The 19,953-nt window shown below is 33.6% G+C and carries 6 protein-coding genes; all 6 read right to left on the minus strand.

The window, feature by feature from the left end:
* Positions 1–22: 22 nt before the first annotated feature.
* Positions 23–1,246: a cell division protein FtsA gene (gene ftsA / locus AACL18_RS06095; protein WP_339049979.1), complete on the minus strand. Its 1,224-nt coding sequence runs from the start codon at positions 1,244–1,246 to the stop codon at positions 23–25.
* A gap of 166 nt (positions 1,247–1,412) precedes the next feature.
* A complete protein-coding gene (locus AACL18_RS06100) occupies positions 1,413–2,198 on the minus strand; it encodes a cell division protein FtsQ/DivIB (RefSeq protein WP_339049980.1) in 786 nt (261 codons plus the stop codon).
* A 156-nt stretch (positions 2,199–2,354) separates the two neighbouring features.
* On the minus strand, positions 2,355–5,879 hold the full coding sequence (gene dnaE / locus AACL18_RS06105) for a DNA polymerase III subunit alpha (protein ID WP_339049981.1): 3,525 nt from the start codon (positions 5,877–5,879) through the stop codon (positions 2,355–2,357).
* Positions 5,880–6,115: 236 nt separating this feature from the next.
* Positions 6,116–8,566 (minus strand): PAS domain-containing hybrid sensor histidine kinase/response regulator, encoded by a 2,451-nt coding sequence (locus tag AACL18_RS06110; protein ID WP_339049982.1) that lies wholly within the window; start codon positions 8,564–8,566, stop codon positions 6,116–6,118.
* Positions 8,567–8,599: 33 nt separating this feature from the next.
* Positions 8,600–14,881 (minus strand): HAD-IIIC family phosphatase, encoded by a 6,282-nt coding sequence (locus tag AACL18_RS06115; protein ID WP_339049983.1) that lies wholly within the window; start codon positions 14,879–14,881, stop codon positions 8,600–8,602.
* 177 nt (positions 14,882–15,058) lie between these two features.
* Positions 15,059–19,921 carry an NAD-glutamate dehydrogenase gene (locus AACL18_RS06120; protein WP_339049984.1) on the minus strand — a complete coding sequence of 1,621 codons (4,863 nt, stop codon included), beginning with the start codon at positions 19,919–19,921 and terminating at the stop codon, positions 15,059–15,061.
* Between the last annotated feature and the right edge of the window lie 32 nt (positions 19,922–19,953).

Genomic DNA, 19,953 nt, shown 5'->3' on the forward strand with positions numbered 1-19,953 from the left:
CTCCTAAGAATTTCAGTATTATTTAAAAATTTTCGCATAACCAATTTTTTATACGTGCTATTTTTCTACCAAATAAAACATTAGGTTTTCTCTGTTCGCATTGTTGTTGATAGCCATATAATAATAAGCCTGTACTGGTTGCATACATTCCATTCGTGGTTACTTCGCTATTCCCAGTAATATATTGAGGATGACCCAGCCTTACGGGTAACTTAAAAATTTTCTCTGCTAATTCGACACTCCCACTGACATTAGAAGCACCACCCGTCAACACCACCCCTGCTGCAAGAAATTCTTCAAAACCACTACGATATAATTCGGCTTTCACTAAATGGAAAAGCTCTTCATAGCGTGGTCCTACCACTTCTGCTAAAGCACGTTTAGTCAGCGTGCGTCCGGGACGATCTCCCACTCCGGAAACTTCGACAAGTTCATCTGGATTTGCTAGTTCTGGTAAAGCACAAGCATGTCTTCTTTTTATCTGTTCTGCACTTTGTGTGGGTGTTCTTAACGCAACGGCAATATCATTCGTGACTTGATCCCCTGCAATTGGAATAACCGATGTAAAACGTATAGCACCTTCAGTAAATATAGCGATATCGGTGGTTCCTCCACCAATGTCTATTAAACACACACCCAACTCTTTCTCATCTTCTGTTAATACCGATTGACTCGATGCAAGTTGTTCTAAAATTATTTCCGTCACTTCTAAACCACAGCGTTGGATACATTTAATGATGTTTTGAGCCGCGCTAACTGCGCCCGTTACCATATGTACTTTAGCTTCTAATCGCACGCCAGACATCCCTATTGGCTCACGAATACCTTCTTGGCTATCAATGATAAATTCTTGAGGTAAAATATGTATTATTTTTTGATCCGCTGGAATAGCAACTGCTTTCGCAGCATCAATCACCCGTTCCACATCTGCATGGGTAACTTCTTGATTTTGAATCGCAACAATTCCATGAGAATTCAAACTTCGAATATGATTTCCAGCAATACCAGTATATACACTTCGAACTGGGCTGCCTGCCATGGCTTCTGCTTCACCCACAGCTTGCTGAATTGAATCAACGGTTGCATCAATATTAACTACAACACCTCGCTTTAATCCTAATGAAGGATAAATTCCCATACCAATAATTTCGATACCATTGGGCTTAACTTCACCCACTAAGGCATTGACCTTGGATGTGCCAATATCTAAACCTACAATTAAATTCTTAATCGGTTTCTTTGCCATATTATTTCACCTTCAATTAAATTCTCTAGATCTTTTCAAACTTCATCATTTAACTTCATTGTTAGGATATAGCTCATTACTTTATTTTTTGTGAACCGAATTTTCCCCATAAACTCAAAACTCATTGCATTTGGAAAAATCTATTGCTTTACATCATTAATAATTTCTAAGAAATCCGTTTCTTAAATTTTACTGCCATACCATGGGCATATCGGAGATCCACATAATCTACCATAGATACTTTACTTGCAATAACATCAGAATAAACATCTAGCAAACGTTCTACTTGTATAGAAGGTTGACTTCGATTTAAATAAACTGTTAACCCATTATCTAACTTTAGATACCAATATTGTTGATCCACTAGTCTTAATAATTTAATTTTTAAGTTTAATTGTGCAAACATTGGATTCAATGTGATATAGGTTTGTAATAAATATTTTTGTTGGCCTATAGGCCCTTCAAAAATGGGGAGATCTAATGCCCTAGAATCTCCATCTGGAATGAAAATATTACCTTGTTCATCTAATAAACCATGCTTTCCAATAAAAGCGATAGGTTTCTTAGTAATAAAACTTACCGCCAATGTATCCGGCCAAAATCGTTTTATGTTTACATTAGCTATCCATGGTACATGTAAAATTTTTTCTTTTAACCCCTGGCTATCTAAACGAAAAAAACCTTTTGCAATAAATGGCAAAATAATTTGCTGCAAATGACTTTGCTTAACATAAGTTAAATCACCACTGATTTTAATGTTTTTAACAGGAAAGCAACTAGGATTGGCTAATTTTTGCCATAATAAAATTAAACTTAATATGAGTAATAAACTCAATGAAAACTTAAAAAACCATCCTTTTGAAGGCAATTGGGAACTTAAACGGGCCAATCTAGGTTTATCGCGTTGCCTTTGGAATCGTTGGTTTTCAACTACTTTCCCATTTTTAACCATCGCTTAGCCATCAGAAATACAAGAAATCAAAGGGGATAATAATCTATATAGTGTGTTTCTGCCAGTTTTACTGATCTAGCTTACTTCATAATATTAAGAGTATTCCGTTTCCTATGAATTTGAAGAATATATCTCTGCAAGTTCGAACGATATAAATTAATACTGAATACTGATAGATTCTTCGCCAAATCTTTCACGCAGAGCCTTCAATAAATCGTCTTCAGGCTTCACTCTCCACTTATCACCTAAATTTAAATACACTTGTGTTTTTAATTCAGGGTGAGTGTAAGCAATACGCGTAAGACAAAGACCTGGACAAAAATTGCTCATTAATTTTTGCAAGTCATCAAGTAGTTCCGGCCCAATGACAGACTTAGAAAGTTTAATCAATAAGTTTTTGGCATGACTTTCACGTGCTTCGCTGATATCTAAAATTTTTTTCGCTAATACTCGCGTATTCCCCGTAAATTCGTCTCGTTGGATCTCTCCTTCTATGATTAATAATTTATCTTTATTCAGCTTTTCACGATATTTGATATAGGTATCACTAAATAAGGTTACTTCTAAACGTCCGCTTGCATCCTCCAAATTAAGTACAGCCATACGATCCCCGCGTTTGGTCCATAATGAACGAATAGTCAGTACCCAACCAGCGATAGTAATAGATTGACCCGCTTGGCAAGTTAATTCACTTAGGGACGTCGAAATGAAGTGAGCTAATTCGCTCGTATAATTTTCTAAAGGATGACCACTTAAATAAAAACCTAAGACTTCTTTTTCAGCCTGTAAACGTTGCAATTTTGGCCAATCTTCCTGGTTCACCATTTGGCTTGAATAAGAAACCATATCTAGGCCAAAAAAATCTTTTTGACCTGAAATTTTTGCCAGTGATCTTTGATCCGCCGCTTGTAAAGCAGCTTCCATATTACCTAAAAGACTGGCACGATTTATACCAAAACTATCTAAGCTACCCGAAAAAATTAAGGCTTCTAAACTTCTACGATTTAGTTTTTGCAAATCCACACGATGGCATAAATCAAATAAATCACTAAATTTTTGTTGTTGACGCTGTTCTATCAGCATTTCTATAGCCCCAGCTCCCAAACCTTTAATAGCACCTAAGCCGTACCGAATCGAACCCCTCGTATCTTCAACCGTAAATTTATAGTTGCTATGATTGATATCGGGTGGCAATATATTCAATTTCATTGAACGACATTCTGCAAGAAAGGTCACAACTTTTTCGGTATGATCCATATCGGATGATAATACTGCGGCCATAAATTCTGCGGGATAGTGCGTTTTTAACCATGCAGTTTGATAAGAAACTAAAGCATAGGCCGCTGAATGCGATTTATTGAATCCATAGTCTGCAAATTTTTCCATTAAATCAAAGATTTGATTTGCTAAACGAGACTCAATGTTTTTCTGTTCTGCACCTTTTATAAAAACTGTTCTTTGCTGCGCCATCTCCTCTGCTTTCTTTTTCCCCATAGCACGACGCAATAAGTCAGCAGCCCCTAAAGTATAACCTGCAAGTACTTGTGCAATTTGCATTACTTGTTCTTGATATAAAATAATTCCATAGGTAGGACTCAATATTGGCTCTAAAAAAGGATGATCATACTGCACTTGTGCACGTCCATGTTTACGATTAATAAAATCATCGACCATGCCTGACTGTAATGGCCCGGGACGAAATAAAGCCACTAAAGCAATGATTTCATCAAAACTATCGGGTCGTAATCGTTTAACGAGATCCCGCATCCCTCGAGACTCTAATTGAAATACAGCAGTCGTATTACAGGTTTTTAATAAAGCGAAAGTGCTTACATCATCAATAGAAATGGCAGTGATATCTAATAAGGATTCTTCTGGTGACTTTTTTGCATTAATTGCTTGAACCGCCCAATCAATTATGGTCAAGGTTCGAAGGCCTAGAAAATCAAATTTAACTAAGCCAACTTTTTCTATATCATCTTTGTCAAATTGGGTAATGCAGTGTATTCCGCCTGGCTCACAATAAAGTGGTGTAAAATCTGTCAGTCTGGAAGGTGCAATAACTACTCCACCCGCATGTTTACCGACATTACGAATTAATCCTTCTAATTTTTTTGCTAAATCAATTAATACTTTTACTTCATCTTCATTTGCGTAGCGATATTTTAGTTCATCTTCTTGATCAAGCGCTTTTTCCAGTGTAATACCTAACTCAAAAGGAATTAGCTTGGCAATTTTATCCACCATACCATATGGGTATCCTAGCACACGCCCTACATCTCTAACTACTGCACGAGCGGCCATACTTCCATACGTTATAATTTGCGAAACCGCATCACGCCCATAACGTTCTGTTACATAATCAATAACCCTATCACGTCCTTCCATGCAGAAATCAATATCGAAATCCGGCATAGAAATACGTTCTGGATTTAAAAAGCGTTCAAAAAGCAAGTCATATTGCAAAGGATCCAAACCCGTAATTTGCAAGGCATAAGCTACTAAAGATCCCGCTCCTGAACCTCTACCAGGACCCACCGGAATTTGATTTTTCTTTGCCCAACGAATAAAGTCAGCAACAATAAGAAAGTAACTTGCAAAACCCATCGAATTGATCACTTTGAGCTCTGAATGCAGTCGTTCAAAATAAATTTTTTCAAATTCCTTGGCGTTAATGCACGGCTTCTGTACCTCTTCCTTTTCAACCATCCCAACTAACTTGGTTTCTGTATTCTTAACCTGAGATAAACCTAAAACTTTAGAGCGCTTCTCTAAACATTGTACTAAGCCTTGTTTTGCTTCTTGTATTAAGAAATTTTCTGCACTCATTCCTGCTGGAATAGGAAAATTAGGCAAAAAAGATGCTTGTAATTCAATTTCTAAGTTACAACGCTTAGCAATTTCCACCGAATTAGTCAATGCAGATGGAATATCAGCAAATAAAACAAGCATTTCTTCTATAGAACGAAGATATTGTTGCTCGGTATGAATCTTAGGGCGTTTAGGATCATTTAAGGTATATCCGCTATTAATGCAAACTCTAGCTTCATGTGCTTCAAAATCTTCAGGTGAAATAAAGCAAACTTCATTGGTTGCTACGACTGGAGCACTATATTTTTTTGCTAGTTCAAGGACTGACCCGATATATTCTTCCTCTAAGGGTCGGCCTAATCGTTGTAACTGCAAATAAAAACGATTTGGGAATAGCGTTAGCCAAGAGTCCAAAATTTCAGCTGCTAAGGGTTTATTATTCTTCATGAAACAAGATGCAATTTCTCCTTCTCTTGCTCCTGATAATACGATCAAGCCCTCAGAATAATTTGCAAACCAACTCTTTTGGAGAATTGGTTTGCCTTTTTGTTGATTCTCTAAATAGGAACGCGAAATTAATTGAATTAAGTTTTGATAACCTAGTTGATTTTGGCAAAGTAAAATTAATTGAAATGCTGGATCGGATAATCGATCATTTTTTACCCAACATTCTGCTCCAATTATAGGTTTGATCCCTTTTTTTATTGCTGCCTGATAGAACTTAATTGTTGCAAATAAATTTGATAGATCCGTTACGGCAATAGCTGGCATAGAAAGCTCATCCGCTCTTGAGACAAGCTTATCAATGTGAATCAGGCCATCGCTCAAAGAGTATTCTGTATGTAGGTGCAGATGGATAAAGGATGGCATATATTCTTCGCACTTGAATTTTTGTCTGTGTTGATCCTCAATGCGCAATTCTCTTGGTTCACTCGACTTGCTCGTTGCAGCACCTTACCAAAAAAACATGCTGTGAGTATACCCCCGATTAACGCGCAACAGAAACCTTGTGTTTTGCCAGAATCAATTTGAAAAGATAGCTTCAATAAACTTCTAGCGTTTTGCAAGAAAAATACTAAATTTTCTTTTTCAAGTGCGTTTGAATCCTAAGGTTCTAGTGCTTTATAGGTTTCTTTTAAGCTAAATATTAAAAAGGTATAAAGTATATCCAATTGCAGGGATTGACCAGTTAAATAACAACGTAAAAAATTTTTACATACGTAATTTAATCTAATTGCTCCAGCATAACAGGCTCCACCTTTTATTTTATGCACGATGTTTTCAATAGTTTCCCAGTCTTTTAACTGATAGGTCTTTTCAAGCTCTTGTATATGACCAGGGATAGATTCTTTAAACATTTCTATAATTTCATTAAACAAATCCATGTTTCCGCTCAAATTTTTAAGGCTAATACTTTTATTATAAATAGGATATGAATTTATAATATCGCGCAAATTAGCTTTCTCTATGGTTAAGTTATTTTCCTCTATGTATTCATTTTTAATAAATTTAGATTGTTTTAGCAAAGGATTAAATTCAATCACATTGATTTTTTTATCTTGAAAATATTTATCTAGTTTTTTTATTTTTTCTTTCGTTAAAGGTTTTAACCATACTTCATTGATGCCAGCTGCTAAACATTCTTCTTTAAATTTATTTTCTCCATGAGCTGTTAAAGTAATAATTGGAGTCGCCGGTTTTTGGTTAATACGTTCCCAATAACGGTACAAAACGGCAATTTCACTCCCACTAAGGCCAGGCAAACCTAAATCAGTAATAATTAAATCAAAACTATGATTTTTGGCAAACAGTAGTGCTTCTTGCATAGTTGATACCACTGTCAGATTATACCCAGCTTGAGTGAGTAACTCTTGAGAAAATTTAATCGTTAAAAGATCATCTTCAATCAATAAAATATTTTTTTTAATTAGCTTTTTTGGGAATTGTGTTGTTTGTTGCAACAACAGCTTTTTTACTTCAGGAGACTCATTAGGTTCTAAAAAGACAAAAGGTTCAGAATTTTTATTTTTAAATTTTAAGAGTTTATTTTTTTTTGCAAAATTCATAAACAAAGTAAAAGAAAAGCTAGTACCTACGCCCATCTCGCTTTTTACTTGTATCTCGCCACCTAATAAATTAACAAATTTTTTCACTATGTAAAGACCAACACCATAACCTTGCGTTTGATTATTTTTTTCAAAACTAGGTGTTATTCGAAAAAAAGGATCAAATACTGATTTCAATTTATCCGCAGGAATCCCTATCCCTGTATCGCTAATCGTAAATTCAATATATACACCATCTGATTGATGGGGTAATAATACTAATTCTTTAATAGTTACAACAACTGTTCCTTGTTCAGTAAATTTAATCGCATTTGTCGCTAAATTTAGTAAAATACGTTCCAGTTTATTTTGATCACTGACTATATTCTCAGCAGAAGAAACGTCTAAATTAATCTGCAAGGTAATTCCTTTAGTCTTTACTGAAGGTAATAACAAATTTTGCAGTGACTCTGCTAAATCTTGTAAAGAAAAACTATTCACTTTAAGCAGTGCTTCGTTAGCTTTTTCTAATGAAGCCACATCAAGCACGTTGTTAAGCAAACTTAATAATTGATTACTGGCGTTATACATCAAACGTAAATCATCTTTATTTTCCAATATTTTTAAACGTTGTTCGAGTAATTGAGATAAACCGATGATGCCTGTTAAAGGCGTCCGAATATCATGACTCATATTCGCAAGAAACTCGGTTTTAGCTTGATTAGCCGCATCCGCTAATATTTTCGATTTTTTTAATTTCCTTTGGGTATTTTTAAGTTCTGTAATATCAATAGATACTCCTAAGATACCAATTATTTTTTCAGATTTTCCTCTTAAAGGCGATTTCTGGGTCAAGAAAATATGCATAGTATCGTCCGATAACTTTGCTCTTTCTTCAAAACTAACCATTTGATTATTTTGCATCACAAAGCGATCATTTTCCTGTATCCTTTCGGCTTGGTCTTTCCAAGAAAAATCAAAATCCGTTTTGCCGATAACTGCTTTAGAATCAGAAAATCCTGTTAATTCGGTATGTAATTTACTCCCACCTAAGATAACACTATTAGTATCTTTCCAATAAATACTTGCAGGAACATTTTCAACAATATTACTTAAATATATATTTAATTTTTCATTTTCTTCCCATAAATATTGATTGAAGTCCTTGAGCGATGGATTAATTTCACTAAAGACAGTTATCTCTTCTTTTTTGAACATGATTGAAATACATTGAATTAAGATAGGCTCTTCCTGATCATTAGACACCTTATGAAAAATAGCAGAAAAACTCTTATCTTTATTTTTAATGCTTTTATTAAAGAGATCATTAACTATCCTTAAATAATCACTCACAAAAATATTGGATATCGGTTTATCAATTAACTCAGCTAAAGAATTAATATTTAATGAAGAAAAAAAGTGTTGATTACCTCCTTTAAATGATTTTTTTTTACTATCTAACCAATAAACCGGAAAAGGTAATGCATTTAAGATAATTCTGAAATTCGTCATACACACTCCTTAAAAATTACCTTTATCATTATTTTAATTTTGATTCAATGCTAGAAAGAAAGTAGAATCATTATTAATTGCATTCAAAGGAGTGTAAAAAAAAGATTGGCCAACTAAGTCACCTAACTTTTTAGTAGAGTTACGCAAGCATTTTTCACGACTATATGCATTAATTTTACTTGAAAGTTTTTCACCTAAAGAGTTTTCTCGGTTTCCTAGAATATTGAAATGCGTAGCTTTAATTTCTGTACTTTCAAATAGATTCGCATCTATAAAATTAAGTAGAAAATTATTTTTATCTGGATTATGCATTTCTTTAAATTCATCAGTCAATTCTGTAGCTTTGAATAAAAAAACCGGTGTGGAAGTAAGTTGAGTTGGTTTATATCTAAATCCAATTTCTTGATGATGTTGACATAATGTTTCAAGTTGATCCATTATCTTAAACGAGTTTTCAGAAAAATTAGCTTTCTGCCTTTGCTTTTTACAATAAATTAAAACTTCTTTTTTTAAATCATTTTGTTCAAACTCGGATATACAAGAAACTACCCATGTATCGATTAAACCACAAAATTTTAAATTTTGAGGATTTTCTGATGTAGACTCATTTTGAGCAGCCATTTCTAAAGCTAACATACCGCCGAATGAATAACCTACCAAAATAAAAGGGCCTTGAATTTCATTAAGTATGATTGAAAGATAGTTTCGCGCCATTTCTTTCATAGTTAATAGCTTTAATTGATTTCTATCCAATAACGGATCTTCAATGCCATAGCAAATGTTGGCAAATTTTAACTGTTCTACTAATTTATAAAAACAACTAAGTCCTCCTCCAGCAGGATGTATAAATATAATAGCAGGGAAATTACTATCTCCATTTTTCAAAATGCGAAGTAACCCTTTTTTATTCCTAATATTTAGTATCTTATATAATTCGTCCTCCAATCCTTCAATACTTGGATTTTGATATAAATCATTGGCGTGCAAAAGTTTTTTTGGATCTAGTTTAAATTCATTATTAATTGTATTAATTATTTCCATCGCTGAAATAGAATCGCAACCAAAATTCATAAAATTTGCTTTTATATTATTTGGAAAAGAAGGTAGCCTTTTTTTAATTATTTTTAACAAAGTTTTTCCATTAGGTGTTTGAGGAGGAATTTCCTCGAGTTGCTTTTTGTTAAATTCCGCTTCAAATTTTAGAAACTGAGTTTTGTCTAGTTTCCCATGGGCATTGACTAAAAATTCATCCAATTGCACATAAAATGATGGAAACATATACGCAGGTAAGCGATTAATTAGGTGCTCATGAAATTCTTCATTAGCTGATTTTATAAATTTTTTATTCACAGATTTTAAAGTATAAAAAGCAACTAGTTGATTAGCTCCTCCTATATTGGTAAACAATACTTCAACTTGTTTAACAGCTGAGTGTAGCGACAAGCAATTTCTAACCTCTTCGAGAGCCACTAAATTACCGCTTATCTTAACTTGCAAATCATCTGCCCGTCCCATAAACATTATTTGTAGATCTTTTGTAGTGTACTTGACTAAATCGCCAGTTCGATAGCATCTATTGCCTAACTCTCCAGTAAATCTATTTTTATCTAACGCTGAATTTAAATACCCCTTCGCTACACCCTCTCCTTTTACAAATAACTCGCCAATACCTCCCAAAGGAGCTTGGGTTCCAAATGGTGTTAATACTTCCACAGTTGTTTCATTAATAGGTGAACCAATGAGAGTTGTATTATAATTATTGATATTTAGTTTGTTAAAGGTATGGGTCAATGCAAATATGCTCGCTTCGGTGGGTCCATATCCATTTATAATTATAGGTGCTTTTGGATGATTTAAAATTTTTAATACTGTATCTTTATGTACAACATCACCGCCCACCATTAAATATCTTAAGTTTTTAAAGATTCCAGATTGATTATTAGCATATGAGTCAAACAAACCAGCCGTAAGCCACATATGTGTAATATTTTCAGTAATTAATTTATTTCGAAAAGAATTTATATTTAAAATAGTTTCTTTATCAAAAAGAACTAAGCTCGCACCATGATGCCATGCTAACCAACATTCTAGTTGCGCAGCATCAAACGCCTGATTTGCAGTTTGAGCTACCCTTTCATTAGGCAAAACCTCTATAAAATTTGGTGACTCTACTACACGAAAAATTCCTTTTTCCCGCAAAATCACCCCTTTAGGAGTACCTGTGGATCCTGAAGTATAAAGAATACAGAATTCATCCGTATTTTTCTCTAACGTAGGTAACTTTTTATCTAAGTTGAAAATGGGATTTTTAAGCGAATTAATTGAAATTAACTGCACATCTTCAAGATTTGTATCAAAAAGCCCTTTGGAATTGTCATCAACAATAAAAAATTTAATTTTAGCGTCATTAATAATCAATTTAAGTCGCTCATTCGGATTTTCTTTAGAAAGCGGAATAAACACCCCACCAATTTTTAATATCGCTAATTCAGCTACAAAAAATAAATAAGTGGCATCTAAAAAAATTCCAACATAATTTCCTTGGGTTACGCCAGCCTCAATCAAAACATGAGCGAGAATTGTTGATTGCTGATCTACTTCTTTATAACTTAATCGTTTCTGATCATAGTTAAGAGCGATATTTTCAGGATATTGATCCACCATTTGTTGAAACTTGCTCACTAGACTAATTTTTTTAGAAAAATCAAGTTTAGGACCTTGCCCCATTCTTATTAGTTGTTCCCGTTCATCATCACAAACTACCGATATGTCTCGAATTTTTTGATTAGGGTTTTTACAAAAATTTTCGATTAAATATTTAAAATTTTCAGAAATACTTTTACGAAAACCAAGCGAATATTTTTCTTTTGCAACCTCTAAAGTGATAACATATTTTTTTTGTAGTTCCTGAACATAAGCCGTCAGCGGGCTAAATCGACATTCTTCTCGTAAATCTAAAATACTAGGCCTTGGCTCGATCAACTCTGCAGTTTCATTTCCTAATAAAAGCTTAGGCTCTTCATCACTCTGAAATACAATTGCAACTGTTTTAGAGGCATTATAAGGCATAAGTTTCTGAATTTCTGAGAAAGAAAAATCTTGATATTTCATTCCATTAATAAGATTTTTATGATTTTCAGTGAAAAATTCATCGAAACTTTTGTTTTTACTTAAATCAAAAGCATGGATAAGTAAATTTACAAAAAAACCTGGTGTATCAACAAAAAGTGCTTCCCTTCCTGAAGTTACTGTTACAATTGGTATGTATTCACTATGTGCATAATGGGCCACCAAAATACTAAACAAACTTATTATCACACTATAAGGTGTCACTCCACTTTGGCTCGCTATCGACTTTAATGTTTGGGAATTTTCTCGAGAAATTTCAAATAGATACCGCTCAGACTTTAGTTCAGTGATTGATTTGAAATTTAAATTAACGGTCCTATCAGGAGGAATTCCTACCGACCTTTCACATATTGAAAGATGTTCAGTCCAAAATTTTTTAGCCTCATTTTGAAATTTTTCATTATTAATTTTAGTTTTTTGTTGGTAAGCTACAAAATTCTGATAAGTTAAACGTTTCGGTAAGGCTAAATAATCTGAATTTAACGCAGCATTATAAGATTTAGATACAGTTTTTAAATATAGGTTTAATGAAAATGCATCAGAAATGCAATGATGTATAACAAAAGTAATGTAGAATTTTTTTTCGGCTTCAAAAACAAGAACTGTGCAAAGCTCGTTAGAGTTAAGCATTGATAAAGGTTTACTTGTTTTCTCACGAATTATGTCCATTAATTTAAATTTACTTTTTATTTCTTCATAATAAAAATTAATTCGCTTATTTTCTGTAGATAAAATAGATTTAATTACTTGGCCTTCAACAATCTTGTAAGAGAAATTAAAAACATCGTAATGCTTACTCAATTGTTGACAAGCGATTTCGAAACATTTTATATCTAAATGATTAGCCAAAAAACATGCTATCATATGAAACTTAGAACTATTAGTTACACCTTCACTTCGTTCTGCAGCAAAAATTCTTTTTTCCTGCAAAGACAACTCCTGGCAAGGTTGCTTAAATTGGGTTAATTCAAAATTCTTTCCACAAGCAATTTTCTCATCTTTTTGTTGGTTAATATATGCTAGCAAAGCAGACAACGTCATTTTTGGACTAAGTAATCTATCAATATCTATTTTAACACCTAGCTCATTATATAAAAATCCACTTAAATAAGTTAATTTTAGCGAACTTAGTCCTAAGAACACCAACGGATCATCTAACTTGATTTCTAATTTTGCATTACTTTTATTTTGACCGATTATTTGAAATTTTAATTGCTCAACCACCATTTCAGTTAAATCATTTGTTTCTTGACGACCAGTAATAAACCTTTTTGTTAATTCTTTAATATCAGAGGTTTCTTTTTGCAAATCAGGTAAATATAATTTAGCATTTTCTAAATCTTTTTTATTGATTACTCTTTTGTTAAAGTAATTATTGGCTACTGAGTTTTTTTCGATCGTTTTACACATCAGTAAATAAGGATCTAATTGAGTTAATGAACGAGTAGAAAAATTAAGAATAATTTCATGATTTAATTTTTTATCTAAATCAATGGGTAAAGTCCCAAATTTTTTAAATAAGGTAAATAGAAATGATTGTAAAAATAATACCTTTTTAGTATTTCTTAATAAGAGTCTAACAAGGGAACTTTGATTGGTTTCTTGACATAAAATATCTACAAAAGTTTCTGCCAATTTATTTGATTCTGTTCTTTTAAATTTAATTTTTATCTTATCTAAATTTTTCGATTCTGCGAATATAGCGATTTGCTTCAGAAGTTCATATTCGACTTCTAATCCCGTATTTCTACAACTGACAAAAAAACCATTTACTAATAAATGCTTGTCGGTTTCGTTTACTTTACAAACAGCTAATGCTGTTAGATCCTCAGAAACAGTGTCAGCATCATGGCTTTCTTTAGTTCCAGAGCTGGATAGATTTTTTATCGTAGCAATAAAGCAGTCTATTTCACCTTTTTGAATTAAATTTTCCAAATTCCATTCTTTTTCAGGATATTCAGAAAAAGGAAATAAATTAAATTGATTTGTTCTTTTTGGGATTTGTTCAATTCTAGCAATTTTATCCTTATCTTCTGTATCCTCTGCTTCTATTTTACTAATTGCTACAGGGTGCAGTTTACGTCGTGCCTTAAGCCTATCAATAGGGTTATTAAACTCCGATAAATAAGATTGCAACCCTTCTTCTTGTGCCATTAAGATTAATCTATCTTTGTCTGTCTGTGTAATGGATGCATATTCATTTTCATCGAACGCCCATATTTTTTTAAATTCCTCCATTTTTTGCGGCATTTGAACACAGAAAATTTCTGGAAAATTTTGACTGACCTCATCAATCTCATTTTCAGAATCATCAACAAACATGGCATTTTTAGCATTTATAAATTTTAATTCGCCCAAAATTTTTTTTATACTATTAGATTTAGCATCTCGATTAATTATTTTAATCTTTATATCAGAATTTTTTAATATCATGTCTTTTTCTCTTATAGAAAAGACATTACTGACAGTTACCTCTTCGTTTTTACTTGATAAACAAATAAATACCCCTTTTTTTCTTTGCTTAACTAAAAATTCTTGTAACGCTAAATTATGCTTTTCAAATTTAACATTTTCCGGACCTATATCGCCTGCTATTCCTGTCCACAACGTATTATCACAATCTACAATTATAACTTTATAAGCGATTTGATCGATACAATGTAGTTTTCTTGCAATTAAACAAGCTAATGACATATAAAAATCAAAATTATAAGGAATACGTGTTTTATATTCTATTTTATTTTCAAAATCAGTCAGTGCATATTGATGATTAATATCTGATTGAGATAAACTATGAATTTTATTCTTATCCATCTCTTTTAAAAAGAGATTTTCAATTTCTTTTATACTTCCATACTTATCATAGTAAACAGGACTTGGACATAAGGTAATTATGAAGGCGTGTTTTTTTACTTTTTTTAATTCAAAAATTTGTTTGATAAGTTCACTTGTATTTTCTTTTATATTTTTTATATCTATTTTTTTTGTGTCATCACTTAAGTCAATTAATCTAAATAAAATAATAACCGATTGATTTTTTTCCTCACTTGAAATTAATTTATCTAACCATATAGGCAAATTAGTATCTGTATATTGTATATTTACCCGTTCCGAATTAAATTTTTTAAGAAAGCTTTCTAGAGGAGATTGAAGATAATCCGAATTAAATGTAGAAAGAATTAACATTTTTTTATTCCATTTTTGTTTTAAGAATTCGCGCAAGGTAAATTATATTACCATTTTAAACATATTAAAAGTATTTTAAATAAAATTAAAAATAGAGAACAATTGAAATTATAAAAATTTATTTTTAATTTAATTAAAATTAGGAAGAAATACTTTGCGTAACAAACTAGATTTTATCTAGCTTGTTACTTTAGAAAGGTTAGTGGTATTAACCATACTGACTAATTCTCGGATTACAACTGAAAACATCATTAACTTCAATTCGCCAGTGCTACGTAAATCAGCTAAAAATTGTTCCCAGCGTTGAATAAAATCTTGATTGTCTGTTTCCCATTGTTCCAAGCAGATTTCATTATTACCTTGTTTATCTATAACACATTGTAAAATAATAACGGTCAAATGACGTTGTTGAGTATCTAGATCATCCAATAAAATCACTCTAGCTAAATTGTCCCATAAAGTTTCAATCGCTATCTTCATAATCTGAGATCGCAACCATGTAAATCCAAATCTTTCACCCACCATGAAATACAGTTCAGCTACATTTTGCAAAGCCAAATTATTTCTCTGTGCTGCATCTATAATATCCAATAAAGCGTATTCATGATCCACATTTGCAATACGTTTCGCAATTTCTTCTGATATACCTGCTTCGATAAGTCCTTGAATATTTTTTTCCCAATGTTCTCGTTCCTCACCAATAAGTAAATTAGGTAGGTTTTTATTCAGTGTAACTATTGATTGTTTAAAGCGATCGACCATTCCTAAAATATCGGTTAATTGATCTTTATAGTTATAGATAAACCATCGGGTTGCACGCCTTATCAACCGATTAAATTGGCGCATAATAGCGTAACGCGTCACTGGGGCTACATCATCATTTAAGTTTTCTGCAATTCCGAGTAGCTCAGAAAAACCAAACACATGGTGCGCAATTGCATAAGCTCGTGCAATTGAAGCAATATCTGCACCAATTTCAGTCTTTAAACGGAAGACAAACGTAATGCCCATATCATTAACCATGGCATTACTAATCTTGGTTGCAATAATTTCACGACGCAAACTATGTTGCTGCATAAATTTGGAGAATCGCCCGCGCAAAGGTTTTGGAAAAGCAGATTCCAAAACGCGTTTTAAATAGTCTTCTTCCAAAGAATGCTTCTCCAGTAACTCAGCTTTTACCCACATTTTGGTATACGCAAGTAATACAGCAATCTCAGGACTAGTTAATCCTTTACCCAACGCTTTCCTTTCTAATAAGGCCTTTTCATCCGGGAGAAATTCTAATGCTCGGTCTAATTTACCGTGCCGTTCTAATTCTTGAATGTAACGGCGATGAAATTCTAATTCCTGCTGAGCATGCATAGCCGCTAAACTAATAGTACGTGTTTGACAATAATTATCATAAAGAACAAGTTTAGCAATTTCATCGGTCATTTCTGCTAATAATGCATTTCGTTGATCAAAAGTCATCTCACCCGAAGCGACCACTGCATTCAATAAAATCTTACAATTAACTTCATGATCCGAACAATCAACACCGGCAGAGTTATCAATGAAGTCGGTATAAATTAATCCGCCATTTAAAGCATACTCAACACGACCCAATTGAGTTAAACCAAGATTTCCTCCCTCAGCTACAATGCGACAACGTAATTCTTTAGCATCAATACGTAAATTATCGTTAGTTCTATCACCGACATCTGCATTTCTTTCATTCGATGCTTTAACGTAAGTACCAATACCGCCATTCCATAATAAGTCTACATTGGCTTTTAATACTGCTCGAATTAATCCATCGGGGGCAATGGAATCTTGACTAATATCTAATAACTTTTTAATCTCGCTAGATAATACGATAGATTTTTGCGACCGTAAAAAAATACCACCGCCTTTTGAAATTAAATTGGCATTGTAATCCTGCCAAGTAGAGCGTGGTAAATTAAATAAACGTTTTCTTTCTTGAAAGCTTTTTTCTGGATCTGGATTAGGATCAATAAATACATGCATATGATTAAATGCAGCAACGAGCTTAATATGATGAGACAGAAGCATCCCATTACCAAAAACATCGCCTGACATGTCACCAATACCAACAACGGTAAAATCATTTTTATCCGGATTGAACCCTAATGCTCTACTATGCCTTCTAACAGATTCCCAAGCTCCACGAGCGGTAATCCCCATTTTTTTATGGTCATAACCAACACTGCCACCTGAAGCAAACGCATCCCCTAGCCAAAAGTTATATTCAGCCGCGATGGCATTCGCAATATCTGAAAAACTTGCTGTACCTTTATCGGCGGCAACAACTAAATAAGGATCTTCTTCATCGTACCGCACGACATCTTTGGGATGTATAACCACATTATTTTGCAAATTATCAGTTAAATCCAATAAGCCGCGCATAAAAGTTTGATAGCAGATGATCACTTCATTCATCACTGCTTCACGATCAGCATTTTCAGGTAATTGCTTGCAAACGAAACCACCTTTAGCCCCGGCAGGAACTATCACCGCATTTTTCACCTGCTGAGCTTTCATTAAACCTAATACTTCTGTGCGAAAATCTTCTCTACGATCTGACCAACGGATACCACCACGAGCAACCTTCGCAGCCCTTAAATGAACCGCCTCAACACGTGGAGAATACACAAAAATTTCATACATTGGTCTAGGCAATGGTAAATCTGTAATTTGACTAGGGTTCAACTTAAGAGCCAACCACGGTTTTGGTTTGTTCTGTTGACAGGTTTGATAATAATTAGTTCGCAACGTGGCCTGAATGACTTCAAATAAATTTCGCAAAATGCGATCTTCGTCTAGACTCACGACTGCATCCAAGGCAGTATGTAAACTTTTTTCCAGACTAGCCGTCACACTACCGGATTCATCTTGCCGACTAGGATCAAAATAATATTTAAATAATTTAACTAAAATTTTAGCGATTTCTGCATTTCGCGCCACCACTGTTTCTACATAGGCTTGACTAAATGGCACTCCGATTTGACGAAGATATTTGGTATAAGCTCTTAATATAGAAACTTCACGCCAAGTTAATTGCCCAGCTAATATTAAACGATTAAACCCATCATTTTCGACTTCTCCAGACCATATCTTACTAAAAGCTTCTTGGAAAATTTCTTTAACCTGAGAAACATCTATGTCATCAATATTCACGGGTATCACGCCAAAATCATTAATCCAAATGCGATGGCCATCGGGTAAGGTAATTTCTTGCGGCCACTCATCCATGACGCGTAAACCCATATTTTCAAGAACTGGCAAGGCATCAGACAAAATGATGGGTTTACCCACCTGAAATAATTTAAACCTTAATGGGACACCCTTTTCACTCGCCGAAGGATAAAGGTTCATTTCTAAAGGATGTTCTAAAGAAATTCTTTCTAATTGTGCTATATCATGTACGGCTATGTTTGCGGAAAATGTATCTCGATATCCGCTAGGAAAAGCATACATATATTTTTGTAACAGCCGCGTGCCATCTTGTTCGCCATAATATTCAATTAAAGCCTGACGCAATTCTTCTTTCCAAGAACGGGCTACTTCAACCAGTTGTGCCTCAATTTTTTTGACATCGTAGGTTAAATCTTTTTTAGGATCGGTCCTAATTAAAAAATGGATGCGTGCAAGATTAGAATCTCCAAGCAAGGTTGAAAACCCAATTTCAATGCCTGAGAATTCTCGTACCAAGATCTTTTCCATCTGGCGTTGTAGATCGGTATTTAATTGTTCTTTGGGCAAATAAACTAAACAAGAAATAAAGCGCCGATAATTATCTTGCCTTACGAATAGACGGACTGTCCTTTGCTCTTGGATATGTAAAATACCTAACGCAAGTTGCGTTAGTTCCTTTACTGAAGCTTGAAATAAGTCGTCGCGGGGTAAACTTGAGAGAATATCTAATAAAGCTTTTCCAGCATGACCTTTTAAAGGTAGATTTGAATTTTGTAAAATTAATTGTATCTTGCGCCGTATCAAAGGAATACTGCGCGGGTCACTATGGTACACTGTTGAAGTATAAAGACCAATAAAACGCCTTTCTCCAATTAATTTCCCCTGTTCATTAAAACGTTTAACCCCAATATAATCAGCATAAACGGATCGATGTACTCTAGATTTACTATTAGTCTTAGAAATAACTAGTACTTGTGGAGAGAAAGCTAAACGACGTGCTTCCGGAGGTAGTTCTGTTAAAGGTTTTTCTTCTTTGCTTTTGGTTTCATCTCTTAACACACCTAAACCTGACTTTTTGACCATGCGCAGTGTTTTATGATCTTTACTCAAGTCGTAATCACGGCAACCTAAAAACGTAAAGTGATCATTCAGTAACCAAGCCAAAAAATCCTTAGATTCTGCAACATCTTCTGGATCATAAGGCGGAGAATTTTGTTCCAGTTCTTTCAAGCAACTTTGCATTCTCGACCGCATTTCTGGCCAGTCGTTTACAACTAGAATAACCTGCTCTAATACCTTTTCAAGTTTTTTAGCCAACTTACTAAGAATTTCAATATTGGAATTTTTATCAATTTCCAAATAAATTAAAGCTTCAGTTTGTTTGTCTGCAATAGCATCATAGGGTAAAACCTCGATTACTTTCCCCTGCTTATCACGACGTAATTTTATATTACCAAAATGGATATTGAAAGCGATATTAAACCCTTGCCGAATAATCTCCATGCGAGTGGAATCTACTAAGAAAGGTTTATCTTCTGCAACGATTTGAACAATACTATATTTGCTTTCCCAACCATCTTTTTCAAGACTAGGATTATATACATGAATATTTGCTTGACCAGGTAAACGCCGATAAATAAGATTCCAATGAGAAGCAAGTGCTGCACCAAGATTTTCAGCAGAGCGGGTTTTTAATGTTTCTAAATCGGTGTGAGCATAATACTGCTGGGCAAATGCAGTAAACAACTTAGTTTGATCTTCGGGCACTTTTTTCGAAGATAATGCAAAGTTTAAAATGTTATCTATGATCGATTTATAAACACGGTTAGTAAGGTTGTTCATGTTGAACTAAAAGATTGAGTAAAAATAATTCC

Origin of the sequence: Rickettsiella endosymbiont of Xylota segnis, from assembly GCF_964019545.1 — a bacterium.
Lineage (GTDB): Bacteria > Pseudomonadota > Gammaproteobacteria > Diplorickettsiales > Diplorickettsiaceae > Aquirickettsiella.